13 protein-coding genes and 1 pseudogene are annotated in these 21,201 nt (G+C 73.2%); 4 read left to right on the plus strand and 10 right to left on the minus strand.

Features of this window, described 5'->3' with window-relative positions:
* Nucleotide 1 precedes the first annotated feature (1 nt).
* Nucleotides 2-793 (minus strand): annotated as a pseudogene (gene ku / locus BMW88_RS27030) (non-homologous end joining protein Ku); the annotation flags it as partial.
* Nucleotides 794-913: 120 nt separating this feature from the next.
* Here ku and BMW88_RS27035 point away from each other — a divergent pair.
* Both BMW88_RS27035 and BMW88_RS27040 read left to right on the plus strand, forming a co-directional pair.
* Entirely contained in the window at nt 914-1,267 is a 354-nt protein-coding gene (locus BMW88_RS27035) for a hypothetical protein (RefSeq protein ID WP_089955525.1), read from the plus strand.
* A gap of 22 nt (nt 1,268-1,289) precedes the next feature.
* Nucleotides 1,290-1,784, plus strand: coding sequence for a metallophosphoesterase family protein (locus tag BMW88_RS27040; protein WP_089955528.1), 495 nt, complete (start codon nt 1,290-1,292; stop codon nt 1,782-1,784).
* Here BMW88_RS27040 and BMW88_RS27045 read toward each other — a convergent pair.
* The 4 genes from BMW88_RS27045 to BMW88_RS27060 form a co-directional block, all read right to left on the minus strand.
* Nucleotides 1,774-2,523, minus strand: coding sequence for an esterase/lipase family protein (locus BMW88_RS27045; RefSeq protein ID WP_089955530.1), 750 nt, complete (start codon nt 2,521-2,523; stop codon nt 1,774-1,776). The genes BMW88_RS27040 and BMW88_RS27045 overlap by 11 nt on opposite strands.
* A gap of 17 nt (nt 2,524-2,540) precedes the next feature.
* Nucleotides 2,541-5,438, minus strand: coding sequence for a discoidin domain-containing protein (locus BMW88_RS27050; protein ID WP_177221361.1), 2,898 nt, complete (start codon nt 5,436-5,438; stop codon nt 2,541-2,543).
* Nucleotides 5,432-7,981, minus strand: coding sequence for an NPCBM/NEW2 domain-containing protein (locus tag BMW88_RS27055; RefSeq protein WP_089955534.1), 2,550 nt, complete (start codon nt 7,979-7,981; stop codon nt 5,432-5,434). Before BMW88_RS27055 ends, BMW88_RS27050 begins: the two co-directional genes overlap by 7 nt.
* A 98-nt stretch (nt 7,982-8,079) precedes the next feature.
* A complete protein-coding gene (locus BMW88_RS27060) occupies nt 8,080-8,694 on the minus strand; it encodes a hypothetical protein (protein WP_089955537.1) in 615 nt (204 codons plus the stop codon).
* A gap of 19 nt (nt 8,695-8,713) precedes the next feature.
* Here BMW88_RS27060 and BMW88_RS42145 point away from each other — a divergent pair, with 19 nt between their 5' ends.
* Both BMW88_RS42145 and BMW88_RS27065 read left to right on the plus strand, forming a co-directional pair.
* Entirely contained in the window at nt 8,714-8,887 is a 174-nt protein-coding gene (locus tag BMW88_RS42145) for a hypothetical protein (RefSeq protein ID WP_177221363.1), read from the plus strand.
* A gap of 298 nt (nt 8,888-9,185) precedes the next feature.
* The gene (locus tag BMW88_RS27065) at nt 9,186-10,106 is read left to right on the plus strand and encodes an ArsR/SmtB family transcription factor (protein WP_089955539.1); all 921 of its coding nucleotides are present in this window, start codon (nt 9,186-9,188) and stop codon (nt 10,104-10,106) included.
* 1,200 nt (nt 10,107-11,306) lie between these two features.
* Here BMW88_RS27065 and BMW88_RS27070 read toward each other — a convergent pair.
* From BMW88_RS27070 to BMW88_RS44065, 5 genes are read right to left on the minus strand one after another with little or no spacing between them, the layout of a single operon-like run.
* A complete protein-coding gene (locus BMW88_RS27070) occupies nt 11,307-13,112 on the minus strand; it encodes a hypothetical protein (RefSeq protein ID WP_089955540.1) in 1,806 nt (601 codons plus the stop codon).
* Nucleotides 13,109-14,212: a VWA domain-containing protein gene (locus BMW88_RS27075; protein ID WP_089955542.1), complete on the minus strand. Its 1,104-nt coding sequence runs from the start codon at nt 14,210-14,212 to the stop codon at nt 13,109-13,111. The genes BMW88_RS27070 and BMW88_RS27075 overlap by 4 nt, the downstream gene beginning before the upstream one ends.
* Nucleotides 14,209-16,410 carry a DUF5682 family protein gene (locus tag BMW88_RS27080; RefSeq protein ID WP_089955543.1) on the minus strand — a complete coding sequence of 734 codons (2,202 nt, stop codon included), beginning with the start codon at nt 16,408-16,410 and terminating at the stop codon, nt 14,209-14,211. Before BMW88_RS27080 ends, BMW88_RS27075 begins: the two co-directional genes overlap by 4 nt.
* The gene (locus tag BMW88_RS27085) at nt 16,410-17,480 is read right to left on the minus strand and encodes an ATP-binding protein (RefSeq protein WP_218148229.1); all 1,071 of its coding nucleotides are present in this window, start codon (nt 17,478-17,480) and stop codon (nt 16,410-16,412) included. Before BMW88_RS27085 ends, BMW88_RS27080 begins: the two co-directional genes overlap by 1 nt.
* Nucleotides 17,477-21,160 carry a DUF4132 domain-containing protein gene (locus tag BMW88_RS44065; protein WP_089955545.1) on the minus strand — a complete coding sequence of 1,228 codons (3,684 nt, stop codon included), beginning with the start codon at nt 21,158-21,160 and terminating at the stop codon, nt 17,477-17,479. The genes BMW88_RS27085 and BMW88_RS44065 overlap by 4 nt, the downstream gene beginning before the upstream one ends.
* Between the last annotated feature and the right edge of the window lie 41 nt (nt 21,161-21,201).

The following is a 21,201-nucleotide window of genomic DNA, read 5'->3' on the forward strand; positions in this document are numbered from 1 at the left end:
TCTTGCCGCGCTTCTTCTTGCTCGCCTCGACGCTGCGCTGCAACGCCTCCATGAGGTCCACGACGTCCGTGGCCTCCGCGGGCTCGGCCTCGACCACGACCTCCCGGCCCTTCTGCTTGGCCTTGATGAGCTCGTTCACCCGTTCGGTGTACGTGTCGCGGTAGTCCTGCGGGCGCCAGTCGTCAGCCATCGACTCGACCAGCGACACCGCCATGTCGAGCTCCTTGCCGCGCGGCGCGCGACCCTCCGGCACCACGTCGAGCACGTCCTCGGGTTTCCTGATCTCGTCGGCGAAGTACAGCGTGTGCACCGCGAGGATGCCGCCGTCCTCCTTCAAGGCCGTCAGGTACTGCTTGCCCCGCATGACGAACATGGCGATGCCCGCCCGGTTCGTCTTCTTCATCGCCTGGGCGAGCAGCAGGTACGGGCGGGAGAACTCGGGCTTGGCCGGGCCGAGCCAGTAGGTCTTCTGGAAGTGGACCGGATCGATCTCGTCGAGGTCCACGAACGCCTCGATGTCGAGCGTGCGCGACCGGCCGGGGGCGATCTCGTCCAGCTCCTCCGGCTCCACGACGACGTACTCGCCGCTGTCGACCTCGTGCCCCTTCACGATCTTGTCGAACGGCACCTCACGTCCGGTGCGCTCGTTGACGCGCTTGTACCGGATCCGGTCCGACGTCCCGCGCTGGAACTGGTTGAAGTGGACCGTGTGGTCCTCGGTGGCGCCGTAGAGCTCCACCGGGATCGTCACCAGCCCGAAACTGACCGAACCGCTCCAGATCGCCCGTGCCATGGGCAAGATGTACCCGGTTCCGCCGCCGCCGAACCTCCTGTTGACGTTTGACGGCGTGCAACCCGATCTCCGCGGGACGAGTTTCCACCCATGATCGACGAACCTGTGGGAAGGAAGCGCATGAGAACCGTACTGGGGAGCCTGCTCGCGATCCTGGCGTTCATCGGCGGAGCCGGGGTGGCACAGGCTGATCCGCCGGCACCGCCGTACCCGACCGTGACGACGTGGCACGACGCGGAGGTCCGCACGTGCGAGGCGTTGTCGTGCCCCGTGTACCAGGTGATCCCGGCGGGTACCAGCACCATCGGCATCTGCTGGACGCGCGGCGAGACCGTCACCGCGCTCGGGTACAGCAACAACGTCTGGATCATGGTCAGCATGAACAGCGGCGGCCGCTACCTCGTCAGTGCCATCTACTTCGAGGGCAACGAGCGCGCGAACCTGCCCTACGAGAACGACTGCGGCCCGTACTGACCAGTTTGTTACGGTCGGACGCGTGAGAGTGGTCGTGCTGTCCGACACCCACGCGCCGCGGTTCTGGAAGCGGTGCCCACCGGCCGTGGCCGAACATCTGCGTTCCGCTGATCTCGTCCTGCACGGAGGCGACGTGTGCGTCGCTCCCGTGCTGGACGAGATCGCGCAGTACGCGCCCGTGGTCGCGGTGTGCGGCAACAACGACGGGCCCGACGTCGTGGCCTGGGGAGCGCAGGAGACCGCCGAGCTCGACGTCGAGGGGCTGCCGGTCGCGATGATCCACGACAGCGGTCAGAAGACGGGCAGGCTCGCGAGGATGCGGCGGCGGTTCCCGAAGGCCCGGCTGGTGGTGTTCGGCCACTCCCACATCCCGTGGGACGAGCAGGAGAACGGGTTCCGCGTCTTCAACCCCGGCTCGCCCACGGACAAGCGCCGCCAGCCGCACGGGACGATCGGGCTGCTGGACGTCGTGGACGGTCAGTTGCTGGACGCGCGGATCGTGGAGGTCACGCGGTGACCTCGCTGCCGGACCGGGCCCAGTCCGCGAGCCGCGGCCCGAGCACCTCGTAGACCTGCGGGTCGAACCCCATGCCGGTGTGCGTGCTGTGCACTTCGACGCACTCGGCGTACGGGTCCTGGCAGAGCTGCCACTGCACGACGCCGTCCGCACGCGAGAAGATCGAGACGGCGGGAACGCTCAGCGGCAGGGCCAGGCTCGGCATGTGCTCCTCGTAGCACGGTCCGCTCAGGCAGTCGTCGTCGAGCAGCCCCGGCACGCCCGCCGCCGCCAGCCGCGTGAGCCACCGCACGAAGCGCAGCACGTCCGGGTGCGCGCCCAGCGGGTCCAGCACGGGACACGCCATCATCACCAGCCCCCGGACCAGGTCGGGGCGCCGGGCGGCGACCAGGCGCGCGAGGCCGCCGCCGCGGCTCTGGCCGAGCAGCACCACCGGACGACCGGTGCTCTCGGCGAGTTCCTCGGTGTTGCGCAGCACCTTCGCCAGCAGATCGGCGGTGCAGCCGACGGTGAACCCGACGCGCGCGATCACCGGCCGGTAGCCGCGGGCGCGCAGCCACGCGGCGGCCGGCACGAGGCTCACCCGGCCCGCGCCGAACCCCGGCACCAGCACGACGCCCGTGCCGCCGCCCTGTCCGGGATCGGCGTCACGCCACACCCGGTGCCGCATCAGGTCGGGCACCCTCATCACCGCTCTGAGCACGCCTTCCCGTGTGCCCCAACGCGCGTCGTCCGCCATGACACAAGGCTTGCCTGCTACACGGCGGCTAAACCGCTCACTGAGATGGTCGTGAGGGACGCGTGTCCCGGCCGCCATCCGGTCGACACCGCCACGTACCGCGCCGTGGTCGCCGGCCCGTAGGTCCTGCCGTCCACGCTGTACGTGACGGTGTGCGGCGGTGGCTTGCCGTCCGTCCACTTCAGATCGACCTCGCGGATCGCGTGCAGGGCACCGAGGTCGACGACCATGCGCCCGTCACGCCCCGGCGTCCACGCGGTGCGCGGTGACCCGTCGACCGCGGCCGCCGGATCGCTCATGCCGGGTGGCAGGACCGAGCAGGGGAACGTGAGGCGGCCCAGCGCGAGGTCGTCGAACGGGTAGGCCTTCGCCCAGGGCATCGTCACCGTGCGCTCCGCCCGGCCGAGCACGACCGGCAGCGTGCCGCCGTCCCGGTGCGTCAGCGTGAACCGGGCGGGGCCACCGCGGAACGTCACGCGGCGCGCGTCGTGCACGACCGCAGTGATGCCCGGCGGGACGCCACGGGCGGTGAACCACGGGGCTTCGACCCGTGCGGTGGCGGCGGGCAGACCGAGCGCGTACTCGGTGCCGTCGGCCGTGGTGACCTGCGTGCCCCGGTAGAGCCGGAAGCCGGGCAGGCGCACCGTCGCGGTGACGTCCTCTGTGGACAGGTTGAAGAGGCTGAGGAACCCGTCCGCGGTGCTCGCCCGCACCGCCGGCGGGCACTGCGGCGCCGGCTGCGCCGCGATCGCCCGCAGATCGGCCCGCACGTACCCTTCGACCACCCCGGCCGGGACGGTGATCGTGTCGCCCTGCACGGTGATCGGGTCGGCCGACCGGGCGACGAACCCCGCCCTGCCGTCCACGTCGAGCCAGCCCGCCGTGCTGAGGTCCGGCCGCGGGTACTCGGCCACCGCCGTCCACACGGCACCGTCCGCCGACGTCTCGATCCGGTAGGCGCCCGCCGCCGCTGTCTCCCAGCGCAACCGCACGCGCCGCACCGTCGTGGTGGCGCCGAGGTCGACGGCGAGCCAGCTGTCGGCGCGGCCGCGGTCGGACCGGGCGACCGCCCAGCGCGTGGCCGGGTCGCCGTCGACCGCCCTGGAGGGCTCGAAGCCGGGGTCGGACGACGAGGCCGATGCCGTCAGGCCGGCCGCGCCGTCCACCTCGAAGTCGAACAGCGAGTAGCCGTAGGTGGGGTGCGGCCTGATGCCCACCATGCGGACGTGCCGCGCGGAGGTGGCCGGGAACGTCAGCTCGTCGACCCGGAACCCTTCACGCGCCCGGACCGTCACGCTGCCCGCCGCCCCTGTGTAGGTGCGCGAACCGGTGAGTCCCGGCATGCCCGCCATCGCGAGGTTGTGCACGTCCACACGCCCCGGGCGGGGGAGTGCGCACACGATCGTGCCGGTGGGCAGCGTGGCGGTGCCGGCGAACCCGTCCGCGAACCGCAGCAGGCTCGCGGTCGCGTCGAACCCGTCGCGGATCCGGCGGTAGGTCGCGGTGTGGCGGCCGGTGACCGCCGCGGGCGGCAACAGCATCGGGGTCGTGCCGCTGATCTTGAACAGCCAGTCGTCGTGCGCCGGTTGCCAGGCGAGCTTGGTGAAGCCGAGCTTGGTCACCGTGCCCGCCCACGCGGCCGCGGACTGCTGCGTCAGCAGGCCGGGCTCCGCGCCGTGGTCGATCGTGATCGCGGCGCGGGCGAAGAACTCCTGCTCCGGCACGGGTTCCACGGGTGGGCGCAGCTCGTGCAGCAGGTAGCTGATCGCGAGCTCGGCCCGTGCCTCCGGCTCGTACTTGGCCTCACCGGAGAACTTCGCGAGCCGGTGCACCGGTGGGTGGGCCTGGTAGGCGAGCAGCCGGGACGCGAGCGCCGCCTCCGCCCGTGCCGCCATCGGGTCGCGCAGCACCGTGGAGCGGAACGCGAGCGGGATGACGTCACGGCCGTAGAGGTGCTCGCGGTCGTCGACCATCGGCATCAGCGGCTCACCGGCGTCGCTCATGGTGGCCAGGATCGTGCGCCACAACAGCTCCCCGTTCGGCTGCTGGGTCAGCACCTCGGGCAGCGGTCTGCCCGCGAGCAGGAAGTGCACGGCGTTGCGGCCCGACGTGCGCCAGAGCTCCTCCTGGTAGTGCGGGCCGAACGAGCCGTGGTTCTCCACGATGAACGTGTCGTGCAGGTTCGTCGCGGTGTTCGCCGAGATCGGGACCCCGTCCACCGCGGCGGGGTTGGCGAGGTCGGCGGCCGGCAGCCCGGCCTCGTTGCGGCTCCACCGGCCGAACGCCTCCCGCCAGCCCGGCCCGTCGCCGTGCCAGGCGAGCCCGGGGGCGAGCGCCTGCGCGTAGACGCCCATCTCCTCCAGCTTGGTGTCGCCGCGGTACCCGCCGGTGAGCCCGTTCGGGCTCCAGCCGCCCGAGCGCGGGTCGTTCCCGGCGCCGAGCGAGACCGCGTAGTCGGCCTGCCCCCGCGCGATCGCCTCCACGTTCGCGCGGGTCGCCGCGTCCAGCTCCGGCCAGAGCAGCCGGGCCGCCAGCACGAAGTACGACTGGAACGTGGTGTCCCAGAACAGCGTCTTGCCCCACTCACCACCGCCGGCCAGCACGTTGCTCGCGGCGAAGTGCCGGACGGTGGCGAGCGTGTTCCGGCGCAGCACGTCCTCCTCGACGCCCGCCAGCGCCGCGTCGTAACCACCTCGGGTGAGCAGCACGGCGTTCCCGAGCACGACCGCGAACCCGAAGTCCGTGCGCCGGTACCGTCCCGCCGTGGCGTCGTACTGCGTCTCGGCCCACCGCGTGTGCCGCAGGAGCACCTCGTGGTAGACGTCCTTGAGCCGGGTGGCCTGGGTGGCCGAGACGCTCGGCGCGAGGGTCAGCAACCCCGTCGCGGCGAGGAAGGTCCTGCGGTTGATCAGCACGCCAGCGCCGCCTCCGCCCAGTCGGCGTGGTCGAAGTTGCGGCCGTCACCGCCGTCGGTGACGCGCAGGCTGAGCATCCGCACGCCGGTGACGTCGACGTCGATCGGGACCGCCGGTCCCTTCCCGCGCAGGACACCGCTGTCGTACAACGGCTTGTCGTCGCCGAACACCTGGAACGCCACCGAACCGGGCTGCTCGGTCTCGTCGTCGAGGCCGGCCTTCGCGGTGAACCGCTCGCAGCCCCGGCCGAGGTAGACCGACACCTCGGACGGGGCGTGCGAGCCGAGGCCCTTGGCGTAGGTGACGCCGCCGATGGACAGCACGTTGCCGTCGCCGCCGGAGCTCTCGCCGTTGGACCGGTCGCGTTCGACCGGGCCCCAGCCGTTGGTCTCGCTCATGAACGGCAGATCGCTGACCTGGGCGCCGTTCGCGGGCGTCGGCGGGGGCACGAACGCCTTGACCGCCTGCTCGACGTGCACGCCGGCGAACGTGGCGACGACGGGCACGTCGACCGGGCCGGTCGGGCCGCCCGCCCGCACCTGCCACCGCCCGCTGAGCGACTCGCCCGGCGCGAGCTTCCTGCGCTGCACCACGGCGCCGGACACCGTCCAGCCCTCGGGGGCGACGGCCGTCAGCGCGACGTCGCGGATCTCCCGGTCGCCGTTGGTGAACGTGCCGGTGACCTCGAACGCCGTCCCCGGCGTGGCGTCGACCGTCCCGGTGGGCGTGACCGTCAACGTCGTCTTCGGGACCTGGCGGACCGGCTGGTCGCACGTCTGCAGGCCGGGCCGGTTGCGGCAGACGACCGCGGCGAAGCCGCCGTTGCGCCGCACGGGCACGTCGAGGGTGTCGGTGCTGCGCAGGACCTGCCGGTCGCGGACGACGTCGGCCCTCGTGGCGGGGTCGCGCACGGTCTCGACGAGCCACTGGCCGCCGCCGAGGAACCCGAGCTGGGCCTTGAGAGTGCGCTCATCGGCCGCGATGCCGCCGATGAACCACCTGTCGCCGTTGCGGCGCGCGACCACGGCGTGCGTGTCCGGGTCGCCGTCGAGCAGCCTGGTCTCGTTCCAGACCGTCGGTAGCTGGTTGAGGAAGCGCAACGCCTGCGGGTGCCGGTCGTAGGCCTCCGGCTTGTCCGCGAAGTGCGTCCAGCCCGACTCGTAGACGACCGGCAGCGCGACCTCGTGCGCGATCGACGCCTCCTTGGTGCCGACCTCCAGCGACACCGGCGTGTAGTCCATCGACCCGGCGACGTTGCGGGTGAAGAACTGCACGGGGTTGTTGGCGGCGGGCGGGTAGTTCTCCGCGCCGCGCACGGCCTCCATGGTGAGCACGTGCGGCCAGGTGCGGGCGAGGCCGTGCGGGATGGTCGAGCCGTGGAAGTTGACCATCAGCCGGAGGTCGGCCGTCTTCTGCAGAACCGCGTCGTACCAGCGGTAGCGGTCCTGCGAGTCGGACTCCATGAAGTCGAGCTTCACGCCCTTGGCGCCCCACTGCTTGATCCTGGGCAGCACGGTGTCGCGCTCCTGCGGCGTGTCGAGGTCGCTCCAGCGCAGCCACAGCAGGATCTCCACGCCCTGCGCGCGGGCGTACCGGATCAGCTCCGGCACCCACGCGGCGCTCCAGCCCTCGTCGACCAGCGCGTACTCCCAGCCGTTGCGGGCGGCGAAGTCCACGTACTGCTTCTGCCGCGCGTAGTCGCTCGGGCTCGAGTGCTCGCTGAGCCACGACCACGCGACCTTGCCCGGCTCGACCCACGACGTGTCCGAGAGCTTCGCCGGCGTCGCCAGGTCGTCGACGAGCGTGGAGGTGCTGACGGTGGCGAGGTCGCCCACGATCGCGGTGCGCCACGGGGTGGTCCCGGTCGACTCGACCCGCTCGTCGGCCAGCACGACCTGGAAGCTGTCGGCGGTCTTGCGCAGCCTGCTGCCCGCGTACCGCCCGTCCACGTCGGACTCGGTGAGCAGCGCGAAGTCCTGCTGGTTCTGCAGCAGGGTCGGGTAGCCGAAGTCGCCGGTGGCCTCGCCCGCGGTCGTGCGCACGCGGTTGGCCTCGTACCAGGCGTTGTAGGGCAGCAGCCACGCCTTCGACTCCGCCGGGACGCGGAAGCTCGACGCCTCCGAGACGACCGTGGCCGGGCCGGGCAGCACGTAGCGGTAGGCGACGCCGTCCGCCGCGGCGCGCACGAGGAGGTCGAAGCTGCCGCTCGCGGTGCGGAAGCCGAGCCGGGTCTCGGTCATCCGGGCGGAGCGCTGCAGCCGTTTGCCGTGCGGCATGGTGTAGCGCTCCATGACAACGCGGTCACTGCGCCCGGTGAACGTCAGGTCCTTCGTGAGATCGGCGGCGGTGGTCGTCAGGCCGACCGGCGCGGGCTGGAGGACGGTTCGTCCTTGCCGCTGCACGGCGAGCGTCAGGTTTCCACCGGCAAGGTTCACTTTCGCGGTGACGTTGCCCGGTCCGGTGACGGTCCAGCCGGTCGGCGCGGCGACGGCGGGCACGGCGGGCAACAGCAGGGCGAGCACGATCACAAGCAGTCGTGACATCGTTGTCAGCTCCCAGGGTGAGACCGCTCTCATCGTGTGGGGGCCGCGCGCCCGCGGTCAAGGGGCTGATGATTATCAGTCGTGTTGCGGACAGCCGGTCACATGACGACGATCTCGATCTCCCGGCCGAGCTTGGCCCCGCCCAGCAGGTCCAGGTCGTCGCCGCTCCAGAAGCGGCCGGGGTCGTACCAGTTGGGCCTGCGCCGGGGCAGCAGCCCCATCTCCTCGTACGTCACCGCCACGACCTCCGCGCAGAACGCGCTCTCCAGCGACGCCTCGGAGCCGCGGCCCACCGGGACCCGCCCGCGCAGCCACCGCGAGGCGAGCTTCGCCGTCGACGGGAACGGCGTGCCGTCGAGCCGCGCCACCGTCCTGAGCGCGGCGTCCTCCATCTCGCGCGTCACGACGTGGTCGAGCTGCCGCAGCCACGCCCGCTGCCGGTACTTGTCGTGCCATGTCACCACCGCGTCGCGCAGGTCGTGCAGCTGGGCGCCGCGCTGGTGCGTCCCGCTCCACATGTCCTTGAGCGACTTGCCGAGCTCCGCGTGCCACATCAACGGCGGCAGGTCGTCCAGCACGATCGCCATGCCCACGTGGTTGACGGGGCTGTTCGTCATGGCCTGGATCGCGCGGTCCGCCGCACTGCGCCCGCGGAACACCCACACGTCCCCGGTGCGGGTCATCTCGACGGCTTCGTCCAGAGTTGTCGGCATAGCCCCGTACCCTATGGGGATGAAGCTCTGGAAGCTGCTCGGCATGGCCGCCTTCGCCGGTGTCGCGGCGAGCGGCGTGGTCGCCGCCCGCAACCAGCGCCGCCGCGCGGCCTACACCCCGGAGCAGATCAGGGAGCGCCTGCACGAGCGGCTGGCCGAGGCGTCCGGTTCCGCGTCCGCGCGCCCGGAATGAGCCCGCGGGCCACCCCGGTCACTGCCGGCCGCACGTTCTTCGCCGCCGGGCCGCGGTCCCGCCGACGGCGGTAAATCGATTCCGGCTGATCTCGCTCGCGGCGTGCTGATCTTATTCTCGTTCACTCTTCCGAGTGAACCGTGACCTGCGGCTGAGGTTTTTCGAGCGGGAGTTTCTTCGAACAGGCGGGACTGCCCGTTCGGTTTTGTCCGCCGAACGTTGTCAACCTCGCCAACGCTGACACCGGACAACGAAATCTGCGTACCGTCGGAAGTGGTTGCACTCCGGGGGGAAGCAAATGCCGATCGTGTTGTCCGAACCCGCGCCGAAGGGGCGCGGACTGACGATTCTCTTCGAGCTGGAAGATCTCGCGCGCACGCGGTTCGCGCCGGCGCCGCTGCCGATGTACGAGCTGGTGTTCACCGTGCACAGCGGTGACTGGGACCGCCTGCTGCTGCCGCAGATCCGCCCGCTCGCCGAGCTGGTCCGGCCGGGCCGGTTCATCCCGGACTTCTTCAACTCCGCGTGTCCCGACTTCGACGAGGCCGTGCGCCAGGTGCTCGACGTGTCCGCGGCACGCGTGCGCGACCAGATCGCGAGCATGCTGGGCACGACGTCGCCGTGGCTCCGGTCGTTCGCGGCCGGCACCCCGACCTCGCGCCAGGACCTGAACTCGGCGCTCAGGTCGGCCTTCCGCGAGCTGCTGGGACCGGACTGGCCGCAGACGCGGCAGGCGTTCGAGGCCGAGGTGCGGCTGCGGTCGGCACAGGCCATGACGCGCGGCCTGGGCGGCCTGCTCGGCGACCTGCACCCGTCGATCTCGTGGACCTCACCGGCGTTGCACGTCGAGCTGGGCTGGGACACCGAGATCTCCCTGCGTGGCACGGGGGTGCTGATCGTGCCGGTGCTGCACGGGCTGACCCGGCCGGCGGTGTCGATGTTCGCCGAACCGCAGCCGCTGCTGTTCTACCCGGTGGCGGCACCCCGGCCGGGCGGCGCGAGCCTCGAGCTGGCCCTCGGCCGCACCAGAACGCTGGTGCTGCGGGCGCTGACGTCGGAACGCACCACCACCGAGCTCGCCAAGCACGTGGGCATCAGCCTGCCGACGGCGTCGCAGCACGCCACCGCCCTGCGCACCGCGGGCTTCGTCTCCACCCACCGCAACGGCCGGTCGGTCCGCCACCGCCTGACCAGACGCGGCTGGGAACTGCTGAACTGAACCTGGGAGGCCCGCATGGCCGCGATGCCGCGGTACCGCACCGACCCGAGTCCTCGCGCGCTGGCCGCCCGTCTGCGTGCCCTGCGCACCGCCGATGTTCCGGTCGCCTGCGGTGTGTACGCCGGACTTTCCGCACCCGTCGCCACCTCCGCGCTGCACGCGCGGATCACCCACGCGATGGCGGAGGCGTTCGTGGCGGGCGCCGCCGCGGACGTGCCGCGGTTCGAGCCCCCGCCGTCGGCCCAGCTGCGGCTGCTGACCGCGGCGAGCTGGGGCCGGCTCGACGGCGTGGGCGCCGACATGACGACCTTCCCGGTCGATCTCGCCGCGAAGCTGTGGTGGCGGGTGCACGAGCGCTCGCTCGGCTCGTTGCGCACGCCCGAACGCCGGCTCGCCTGCGACCTCCTGCTGCGCCTGGGATACCCGCGGCGCGCGGCCTCGGTGATCGGGCTCAGCGTGATCGACGCGCGCACGCACGTGCTCTCGCCCGAGCTCGCGCTCGAACAGCTCGCCGTACTGCGCTGCCACCTCCCGGCGTCGGTGGTGGAGGCGATGGCGCTGCGGGGCGCCCGATCGACGCTCCCGCCCGAGACACGCCGGGACCTGGCCCTGTTCGTGGCGTTCCGCAACGCCGCCAGAGGCGCCGACTCCACGTCGCTGCGGGCCGCCGCAGCGCTGGCCACGAAAGCCTCGGCGGAGCTGCCCCGGCACGGGTTCGCCGGGGCGCTGCACCGGGCGCGGCTGCACCGGGCGCTCGCCGCGATCCCGTTCGCCCGGCGTGAAGCCCAGGAGACGCACCGGCTGCTCGGGCGGGCGCTGGAGGGCCTGGCGTCGCACCCGCCGGGCGAGGGCGTCCTCGCCCGGCTGGCGTGGGCGGACGAGCTCTACGCCCTGTGCTGCTTCCTCGTGCGGAGCCACCTCGCCGCCGGCCTGGCCCAGCGCGCCGTCGGGTACACCGGCGAGCTGGTCGAGCTCAGCCCCGGCGACGACCGGACGTGGGCGCTGCGAGGCGACGCCCTGGCCGCCGCCGGGAGGCTCGACGACGCGCTGGAGGCCTACGGCCGTGGGGTGGCGCTCGGCGGCTGGGGTGCGGCGCGGGCGGCTCACCTGCGCGGGTTCGTGCTCGACCGCCTCGGCCGGGTGGCCGAGGCGGCCGAGGACTACGTGCTGTCGCACCGCATCGACCCGACGGCGTCGGTGTCAGCGGGCGTCGGCCGTGACCAGCAACCTCAGGTGCGCGCCCAGCCAGGTGGCCGCGGCCGGGGCGTCGGCGAACGCCGTGACCCGGTCCGCCGCCGTGCGCAGACCGGTGCGCCGCAGGTGCGCGCCGACCTCGCGCACGCGGGCGAGGAGGCTGTCCGTCAGGTGGTCGAGGCCGCGGTGCGCGGCCTCGGCTAACACCGTCAGCGCGCTGTCCACGCTCGCGCTCACCGGGTCGGACGCGGTGGTGCCCGGCGGCAGTGGGCGCGGCGGCGCGTCCGCGGCCAGGTCCAGGACCACGACCCCCGCCTCGGTGCGCACGGCGAGCGGGTCGACGACCAGTCTGCCGCGGTGCCTGCGGACCGACCCGGTGATCGTCACCGGACCGGCGGCCAGCGCCGCCGCCAGCGCGTCGAGCGACCGCGGCGCCACCGCCCGGTGCGTCGCCTCCAGGACGCAGGTGGTGCCGGTCGGGCCGTGCAGCGTGGCGGTGAGGCGTTGCGCGGCGGGGTCGTAGGCCAGGTCGCCCACCCCGGCGACGCGGACCGCGCGCACCAGCTCCGCCTCGACCCGCGCGCGGACCTGGCGCGGCGGCAGCTCGGCCAGGTGCGCGGCCGCCGCGTCGTAGTCGTCGACCACCAGCGCCTGCGGCAGGTGGTCCCACGCCGTGCCGACCGGGGTGAGCGAGGTCTTGGCGACACGACTGGTCTTCAGCGTCACCGCACGGCTCGCGCTGCGGGCGGCCGACTCCGAGACGACGTTGGACGCGGCGAGCCGCTGGCCGGTGCGCAGGGGGGTGTCGCGCTGCACCAGCACCACGTCGCCCGACGCGAAGTAGACGTCGGCGGTGGTCTCGGTGCGCAGCCGTGCGCCCAGCGCCGTCAGCCGGACGCGGCGCAACGGCGTCTCCGCCGGTTCGTCGGGACCGAGCACCTCCGCGCGCGGCCCGGTCGCGGTGATCCGCGCGTGCAGTTCGGTCAGCAGCGCGGCGAACCGCTCCGCCTCGTAGTCGGCGCTCCTGCGCCGGTACGCGGACAGCTGGGCGAGCAGGTCGGTGACCACCGCCGCGGGCCAGTGCAGGCGCTGGGCGGTCAGGTCGCGGTGCAGGCGCTGCCACGCCACGTCGAGCACCTCGCTCGCGTTGGTGGCGCCGTCGAGCAGCAACTGCTCGACCAGGTCGCCGACCGCGGTCAGGTCGGCCGCGGTGGTGGGGGACCCGCCCACGTCGACGGTGTCGGTGCCCTGCTCGTCCGCTGCGCGGAACGCCCACACCGCCAACGCGGTCGCCTCGTCGCGGTTGACCGCGTCCGTGTGCACGTAGGACAGGTCACCGGGCACGAGGAAGGTGACCGTGCAGGTGGGCAGCTCCGCCTGGGCGGTCGGGTCGTCCGCGGCGGGACGGCGGAGCTTGGCGCGGTAGCCCGCCTGGAGGACGCGGCGGGCGCGGCGCAGCGTCCGCTCGCCCATCAGCGCCACCAGGTCGTCGTCCGTCACCGCGCCCGGTGACCACAGCTCGGCCGGGGCGGTGGTCTCCTGCGTGCGCTGGTACGCGAGGACGACGGCGATCCGGTGGCGGCACACGCCCGACGCGCCGCAGCTGCACGGCGCCGCCTCGAGCGCGGTGCCGGGCGGCAGCGTGGTCGTGGTGCCGTCGGGGAACTCGCCCCGGACGGCACCGGCCGGGTCGGTGCCGAGGGCGGGGACGACTCCCGCGTCGAGCTCTTTCACGGCGCGCTTCACCAAGCCGCGGTTGGCCAGCGCCGCGAGCGCGTCCGGGGTCAGCGCCAGCAGGTCGGATCGGGTCACCTGAGCTTCTCCGCGACGAACTCCGCGAGCTGGCCGGGGGTCATGGCGCCGACGTGGGCGCCGACGTTCGCGAGGCGCTGGCCCAGCGCCCGGTCGTAGTCCGGGTTCGCCTCCTCGTCCAGCGCCGCGAGGCACAGGACGTGGGTGCCCTGCTCGCACAGCTCCTTCACCGTGCGGATCAGGCGCGCCTCGCTGCCGCCCTCGTAGAAGTCGCTGATGATGGCGACGATCGCGCGGCGCGGGCTGTCCACGAGCCCGGCCCCGTACGCGACGGCCCCCGCGATGTCCGTGCCGCCGCCGAGCTGCACCTTCATCAGCAGCTCCACCGGGTCGGTCACGTCCGAGGTCAGGTCGACCACGTTGGTGTCGAACGCGACGAGGTGCGTCCGCAGCCCCGGCAGCCCCCACAGGCACGCCGCCGTGACGGCCGAGTGGATCACCGAGCTCGTCATCGAACCGGACTGGTCGACCAGCAGCACGACCTGCCACTGCTCGACGTGCCGTTTCGTGCGCGAGACGAACTTCGGGTGCTCGATCGCGAGCTTGCGCTCCTCCGGCTGGTAGCGCCGCAGGTTTGCCCTGATCGTCGCCCGGAAGTCGAAGTTGCGGGTGTTCTTGTGGATGCTCGGCCGCCGCGACCGCGTGCCGCTGAACGCCGTCCGCACCTCCGTCCTCAGCTTCTCCATCAACTGCCTCACGACCGCCTCGACGATCTTGCGCGCCATCGCGAGCACCGCGGGGTTCATCAGGTGCTTGGTCCGCAGCACCGCCCGCAGCAGGGCCGGGTTCGGCTCGATGCGTTGCAGCACATCGGGATCGGTGACGACGTCGGTGATCTCGTACCGCTCGACCGCGTCGCGCTCGAGCCGTTCGACCGTCTCCCTGGGGAAGAGGCTGTGCACCTCGTCCAGCCAGTCGACGGTCTGCAGCACCGAGTCCTCGTCGCCGCCCTTGCGCACGCCGCGTTCGGCGAGCTCGGGATCGCGCCCGTAGAGCCACTCCAGCGCGGCGTCCCTGCGCCCGTTCTCCCCTGTGAGCCCGCCGGTGCGGCGCGCGGCTGGTTCGCCCAGGATCAGCCGCCAGCGTTCCAGGTCCGTCATGCCAGCCCGCCCTTCACCAGCAACGCGTCCACGCGCTTCTCCACGGCCATCGCCTCGGCCACCACCAGCGGGTCGGCGGTGAGGCGGGTGATGCTCCTGGCGCTGCCCTCGACGCCGCGGTGGGCGAGGACGGTCGTCGCGATCGTCTCCCGCTCCCTGGGCGGGAAGTAGCCGAAGGCGAGGCGCAAGGCGGGCAGCGCCACCAGGAACTCGTCCTCGGTCATCGCGCTGACCAGCTCGTCGAGCACCCCGACCAGGTCAGGGCTCGCCAGCACCTCCTCGCGCGCCACGGCGAACAACCCGGCGAGCCAGTCGCCGAGCGCGTCGACGGCGCGCACCTTCCGCACGTCCGGTGTGCTGCCCAGCGCCCACGCGAGGCCGAGCGCCGCGCCGCGCAGGTCCGGCGGGGCCTGCGCGTCGTTGCTCACCCGCGTCGCCACGCCGGTGACGTCGGCGACGTCCAGTGACAGCGCGGCCTTCGCGTGCAGCACCGCGTCCCTGGTCGCGGCCATCGCCCGCAGCCGGTGCGGATCGGCCGGCGCCGGCCCGCCGTGCAGGCCTTCGACGAGCCACAGCACCCTGGCCGTCGCCTTGTCGATCACGCTGCCCAGCAACGGGTCGCGCTTCGTGCCGAACAACCTGTCGTGCCGCCACAGCCCGAGCACCGCGCCGAGCACGTGGCCGAGCGCCGGGAGGTCGCCGGTCTCGGTGATGCCTTCGCCGAGCGCGGCCTTGACCTTGCCGGACAGCGTCGTGATCCCGCACAGCACCGCGTCGAACAGGATCGCGGCCAACTGGTCCAGCCGGGCGTCGCGGGAGCGCCGCTCCAGTGCCACCCCGGCCGCCTCCTCGAGCGTGGCGCCGTTCTCCGCGGCCTCGATCAGCGCCGCCACCCGTTCGTCGACGGGCCGGAGCGTCCACTGCTCGTCGAGCTGCGGCGGCGCGCCCTCCGCCGGCCCGCTCGTGCGCTCGAAGCCGGGGATCCGCAGCACCCGCAGGCGGTGCAGGATCCTGCTGCGCTCGAGCCCCCGCGCGTCGGTGAGGTCGAGGGCGATCTTGCCCTCCCGGTCGAGGTCGTGCGCCCGCAGCAGCTCCTGCACGGCGTTGACCAGCGGCGGCGCCGGCGTGGCCGGGTGGAGCCGGCCGACCCGGTCGCCGCGCAGCGCCCCGATCATCTCGACCAGGGCCGGGTGCGCGCCGGGGTGCAGCGTGCCGCGCCGCGTCCACGGCGGCGGCTGCGTCAGGTCCTCGGAGATCAACGCGCTGGTCAGCCCGTCCAGCACGTCCGTGCGCGCCGGGTTCTCGTGCCCGCGCAACCGCGCCAGCGCCCCCGCCTGGGTGTGCGCCGCGATGAGGTCGGCCGTCGACACCGGCTGCTGCCTGCCGCGCAGCCGGGCCGCCACCGACTCGACCAGCCAGTCCGCCGCGCGCCGCACCCCGTTCTCCCAGACCTGCTGGTAGTAGCCGGGTGACGGCATGCCCGACTGGTAGCCGGTGAACGCGTCCAGCCGTGCGTGCGAGTACGGCACCAGGTAGCTGGCGCCCTTGTCGCGTTCGGGCACCTCCGGCCACTCGGTGCCGCCGTCGAGCTTGGCCTTGAGCGCGGGCGTGTGGAAGCCGCCGGTGACGACCACGACCGGCCTGTCGCCCGCGTCCCGCACCGCCGCCCGGACCCAGCGCGCCATGTACTCCTCGCGGGCCGAGTCGCCGGCGTCCGCGGTGGCCGTGCCGCGGAGCAGGTCGAAGTACTCGTCCATGCCCTTCGGCTCGGACTCGCACTCGAAGAGGTGGTCCCACAGCGCGTCGGCGTTGTCGACCGCGAACTCCCGGCACAGCCGTTCGACGACCTCGGCGTACCGCAGCTCCGCGTCGGCGTACCGGTTGCTGACGTCCCGGAAGGCCTCGTGCCACGCGGGCAGGTCGATGAACCTGACCTCCGCGCCGCACCGGCGCGCCTCGGTGATCGCCACCCACTCCGGCGAGTAGTCGCAGAACGGCGACCAGGACGCGTGCTCGTCGGAGTAGCTGAACAACGCGATCGGCAGCTCGTGGCCGAGCAGCAGCTCGTCGATGCGCTCGTTGAAGTCGGCGGGACCCTCGACGAGCACGTACGCGGGCTGCTGCGCGGAGATGGTGGCGGCGACCAGCCGGGCACAGGCGGGACTGTGGTGCCGGACGCCGACGAACACGGCCCCCATCAGCCGGGCAGCCGGTGCCGGGCCTGGTGCAGCTCCTGCCACTGCCGGCCCTTGCGGCGGGGCGCGTGCTGTTCGAGGTACCGGCGCAGCCGGGCGAGGTCCTCGGCGTTGTCCTTGGCCGCCGTGCCCGCGAGGCACTCGACGACGTCGGCCGCCGATCCGGCCTCACCGCGCAGGAACCACCCGCGCAGGCCCACCGCGTGCGCCACGGACACCGCCTCGGCCGTGCTCATGACGGTGGTGAGCCGGTCGTTGCCCTCCCGCAGGTCGCGGAACGTCCTGACCAGGACCTCCAGCACGTCCCGCTTCGGTGCGAGCTCCACGCCGGACTTCGCGAGCAGCTTCGCCGCCTCCTGCTCGACCAGCGCGAGCTCGGTGTCGAAGTCCGCGATCGGGAACACCGTCTCGAAGTTGAACCGCCGCTTGAGCGCCGCGCTCATCTCGTTCACACCCCGGTCGCGCGTGTTCGCCGTGGCGATCACGTTGAACCCGTCCTGCGCGAACACCATGCCGTCCGGGCCGTTCAGCTCGCCGATCGCCATCACGCGGTCGGACAGCATCGACAGCATGCAGTCCTGCACCTCCAGCGGGCAGCGGGTGATCTCCTCGAACCGCACGATCTTGCCCTCGGCCATGCCCCGCAGCATCGGCGCAGGCACGAGCGAGCGGGGTGAGGGCCCCTCGGCCACCAGCAGCGCGTAGTTCCACGAGTACTTGATCTGGTCCTCGGTCGTGGCCGCGCCGCCCTGGATGGTCAGCGTCGACTCGCCGCAGACCGCCGCCGCGATCAGTTCGGACAGCAGCGACTTGGCCGTGCCCGGCTCGCCGACGAGCATCAGCCCGCGGCTGGTGGCCAGCGTGACCAGCGCCCGGTCCACGAGGGACGGGTCGCCCACGAACTTCTTGGTGACACCGCGCTTCTCATCGCCCACCACGAACCGCCGCGCGGCCTCGAGGCTCAGCGCCCAGCCGGGCGGCTTGGGAGCGGTGTCGGTGTCGCGCAGCCGGGCGAGCTCGTCGGCGAAGCGGACCTCGGCCGGCGGGCGCTGCATCGTCTGGGTGCTGGTCATGACCGCAGGGACTCCAGTTCGCAGAGCAGTTCGGAAATCGTGACGGGGTCGATGTCGAAGGTGGGCGGCGCGTCCTTCGGGGCGGACCAGCCGCCGCGGCCGCCGGGGGAGAACCACGCACCGCTGAAACCGACCTCGGGGAAGACGTCGACGGCGCCGACCGCGATGCCGGGTTCGAGGGAGAGCACGAGCGCGCCACCGGCCGGGAACGGCCGGGTGATCCAGCACTCGACGCCGGCGTCCTGCGGTTCACCGCGGACCCAGCCCTTCTTGGTGAGGCCGAGGATCTTGCCGACCGGGTGCGGAGTGTCGCAGTACCCCTTCAGCCGGGTCAGCAGGTCCTCTCCCGGCGCCAGGAGGTGGAGCGGGCGGCCGAGCTGGGGGAACGGCTGGAGGATCTCGTAGTCCGCGAACACCTCGCCCCACGCCGCCGCCGTGCCCACCAGGTCGGCCGGGTGCGCCACCCGCACGGACGCGCCGCCGGGCAGCGCGACCTCGTCGTCGTTCGCGTCGGCCAGGCTGCGGTCCTCGGCGAGGCGGAAGGACGTGCCCTCGGCGGTGATCCAGACCAGCCGCCGGACGAGGTGCCACAGCAGCGGATGCGCGGCCAGCACCGAGTGGAACTCGTCGGCCGTCCACGTGCGCTGGTCGACCATGGCGCGTTCGAGCCGGTGGATCTGGTCGGACGCGATCGTGCGGACGTCCTTCTTCAGCGCCGTGAACCTCTTGTGCTCCAACGGGGCCCGCTCCTGGTCGTCCTTCACCCCCGGCTTCGGGAGGTCCTTGCGGCGCTTGCCGTCGGGGTCGAGGACGAACGGCTTGAGCTGTTCGTCGAAGCCGACCGTGAACCGGCGCGGCCCGTAGTCGATCACCAGGGTCGCCGCGTCGTCCAGGCCCAGGCGGGGGACGAGGCGGTCGGACAGCTGGTCGCGCGAGAGGCCGAGCTCGGCGGCGATCTGGCCGACCTTCTCCCTGGCGCGGTCCTTGAGGCCCTTGAACTTCACCTTCTCGGCGATGCCGTTGAGGTGCGCCAGGGCGACCTCGGTGCCGATGTCGGCGAGCACGTCGAGGCCCGCCACCGCCCTCGCGTGCTGGCTCTCGCCCGGCCAGGCGCGGATCAGCGGCGACAGGCGGCGCACCGTCTCGTCGTCGCCGAACCAGCCGAGCGCGGCGAGCGCCCAGTTCTCCTTCGACGGCGCCCCGGCCTGCTGCCACGCCTCGAAGACGGCCCACGCGAACGACGCGAGCGAGCCGCGGTCGAGAGCCTCGCGGACCACGGGCAGACCGGCGTAGACCTCGCCCGGCTTGGACAAGGCGGCCATCATGAGCAGGTGGCCCGCCGCCTCGGCGGGCAGCGCGTGCCCGCGGTCGCGCAGCAGCACCTGGGGGAGCAGCCGGGTGTCCGCCCACTCGCCGATCACCGGCAGCTTCGCGGGCAGCACGTCGACCGGGTCGACGGACAGCACGACGTCGATCGCGGCCCCCGCACCGCAGGACGCGGCGACGCCCGCCACGTCCACGCCGAGACCGTGCAGGTGGCGCACGGCCGCCTCGGCGTTGCGGCGAGCGGCACCCGCCTTGCCGGCGGCCGCGGGCACGAGCAGCCGCGCGGCCGTCTCGCGGTGGCGGGCGAGCCAGGCGAGCGCCCAGCGCCTCGCCTGCTTGGACCTGGTGAGCCAGTCGGCCATCGCGGCGGCCACCTCGGCGGTCGCGAACGGCAGCAGCACCGCCGCGGCCGTCCCCGGGACGGACCTGGCGACCCGCAGGAGGGCGGGGACGGCGTCGACGCCGAACCGGGCGGCGATCCGCCTGCCCCAGTCCTCGACGCCGTAGGGGTGGTTCGGCTGCCACGCCGCGAGCAGGTGCCGCACCTCCTCCTCGGGGGCGAGGAGGAACAGGTCGTTGTCGTGGTACCCGATCCTGCCCGCCTGGTGGTCGGCGAGCAGCCGGCGCCAGTCGAGGTGCTCGGAGATCCACTCGCCGCCGCACTCGAGCCACTGCTCGCGCTCGCCCGGCTCCCACGCGGCGGACGGCGCCGGCACCGGGAGGTCCGGCGCCACCACGGGTTTGACCGGCGAACGCCGCCGGTGCCACGGCGGCGAGACCAGCAGCGGCGGCAGCTCGTCCGCGCTCGCCTCCGGCAGCGTCGCGACGGCGGACTCGGCGAGCACCGCGGCCACGTCGGCGGGCACCTCGAGGGACGGGTTCGACAGCAGGTGGGCGTGCAGCAGTTGACGCGCGGCCGGGCTGGACAACGCCCGCTCCGCCAGCAGCCGGGCCGCCCGCGCCGGGAACGCCGCCATCGCCGACAGCACCGCGGGCCGCACGTGCTTCGCGTCGAGCCGGTCGAGCAGCAGGGTGAAGGCCTCGTCCGTCGGCAGCGCCGCGAGCACCTTCAGCACCTGCTTGCGCCCGTCGGTCCGCTGGTAGGCCGGATCGGTGTCGAGCTCCGCGGCGAGCAACGGCGCGATGGCGGGCCCCAGCACGTACAACGCCGTGCGGAGCACGAAAGCCGAGCCGGTCAGCGACTCGTCGGCCGCGGCGAAGCCCTCGACGTCGCCGGCGCTGCACGGCAGCATCCACCACCGGCCCGCCCCGTGCGACCGGCACGCCTCGGCGAACCAGTCGGCCCGCTCCGGGACGAGGTACGCCCGGAGCTGCTTCGTCGTGGGCGTGGCGCCCCGCTCGTCGAGCGCGGCCTCCACGGCCTCGCGCTCGGTGTCGCCGGCGACCGCGATGGCGTACCGGACGGCGGTGAGCATGCGGCCCTCGGTGTCGTCGACCGAGGCGTGGAAGTAGCCGCGACGGGGCAGCAACCGGGTGGCCGTGAACTTGTTCAGCCGGTTGTCCCAGTGCGGCGAGTAGTCCAGGCACAGGTACTCGACCACGGCGGCCGCGGCGAACGCGACCCCGTGGTCGGCGATCCACGCGTGCACCGACGTCTGCCCGGACGCCGTGATGGCCGCGATGGCCGCCGCGCCAACGGGGTTGTGCTGCCCGTCGAGGTGGGCGCGGGCCGCGAGCACCAGTGACTCGGCGGAGCCCTTCGTGGACAGTGCGCGTTCGATGCCCTCGGCCTGGTCGACGACCTGCTGCCGGGCCTCGGCCGCTTTCGCGGCGTCCACGGTGAACTCGGGTGCCGGGTGAAAGCCGCGCTGGCGCACGACGTCGCGCAGCCACGCTTTGGGCATGACCCAGGCGTCCTCGTCGATCGCGGTGGGGGCGGGACCGGCGGTGCCTGCCGAGCGCGGGGTGGCCCCGTGGTGGACGGTTGTGGGGCGGGCCGAGAGCGTGGCGGTGGCGACGTGGGGCTGGCCCGCGGTGGGCTGCGTGCCGGTGGGCTGGACGTCAATGTGCGGTGCCGCCGGAGGATTCCTGGCGGACGACTGCGCGTTGGCCGGTGACGGGGGAGCGGCGGGAAGCCCGGGCGTCGCCGAGCCGGTCCGGGGGCCGGCAGCCTGCGCCCCCTCGGTGGAGTCCACCGGCCGGTAGCCCTTCTTCTCCTTCTCCGCCACCAGCTTCGCGACGTGTGCCTGGGCCGCCTCGGCGGAGGCGAGCTCCTTGGTCTGGGTCTGGCCGCTGGTCCGCAACCGTCCGAAGCGGACGGTCACCGTCGTGCCGGTCCGGCCGATCTCCCAGAACTTCGCGGAGCTGTCCGCGACGAGTTCCCACCTGCGCACTGCCTTACCTCCTGGGGCCGGACGGGGAGTCGATGCCCGCG

Origin of the sequence: Lentzea xinjiangensis (assembly GCF_900110955.1) — a bacterium.
In the GTDB taxonomy this organism is placed as follows: domain Bacteria; phylum Actinomycetota; class Actinomycetes; order Mycobacteriales; family Pseudonocardiaceae; genus Lentzea; species Lentzea xinjiangensis.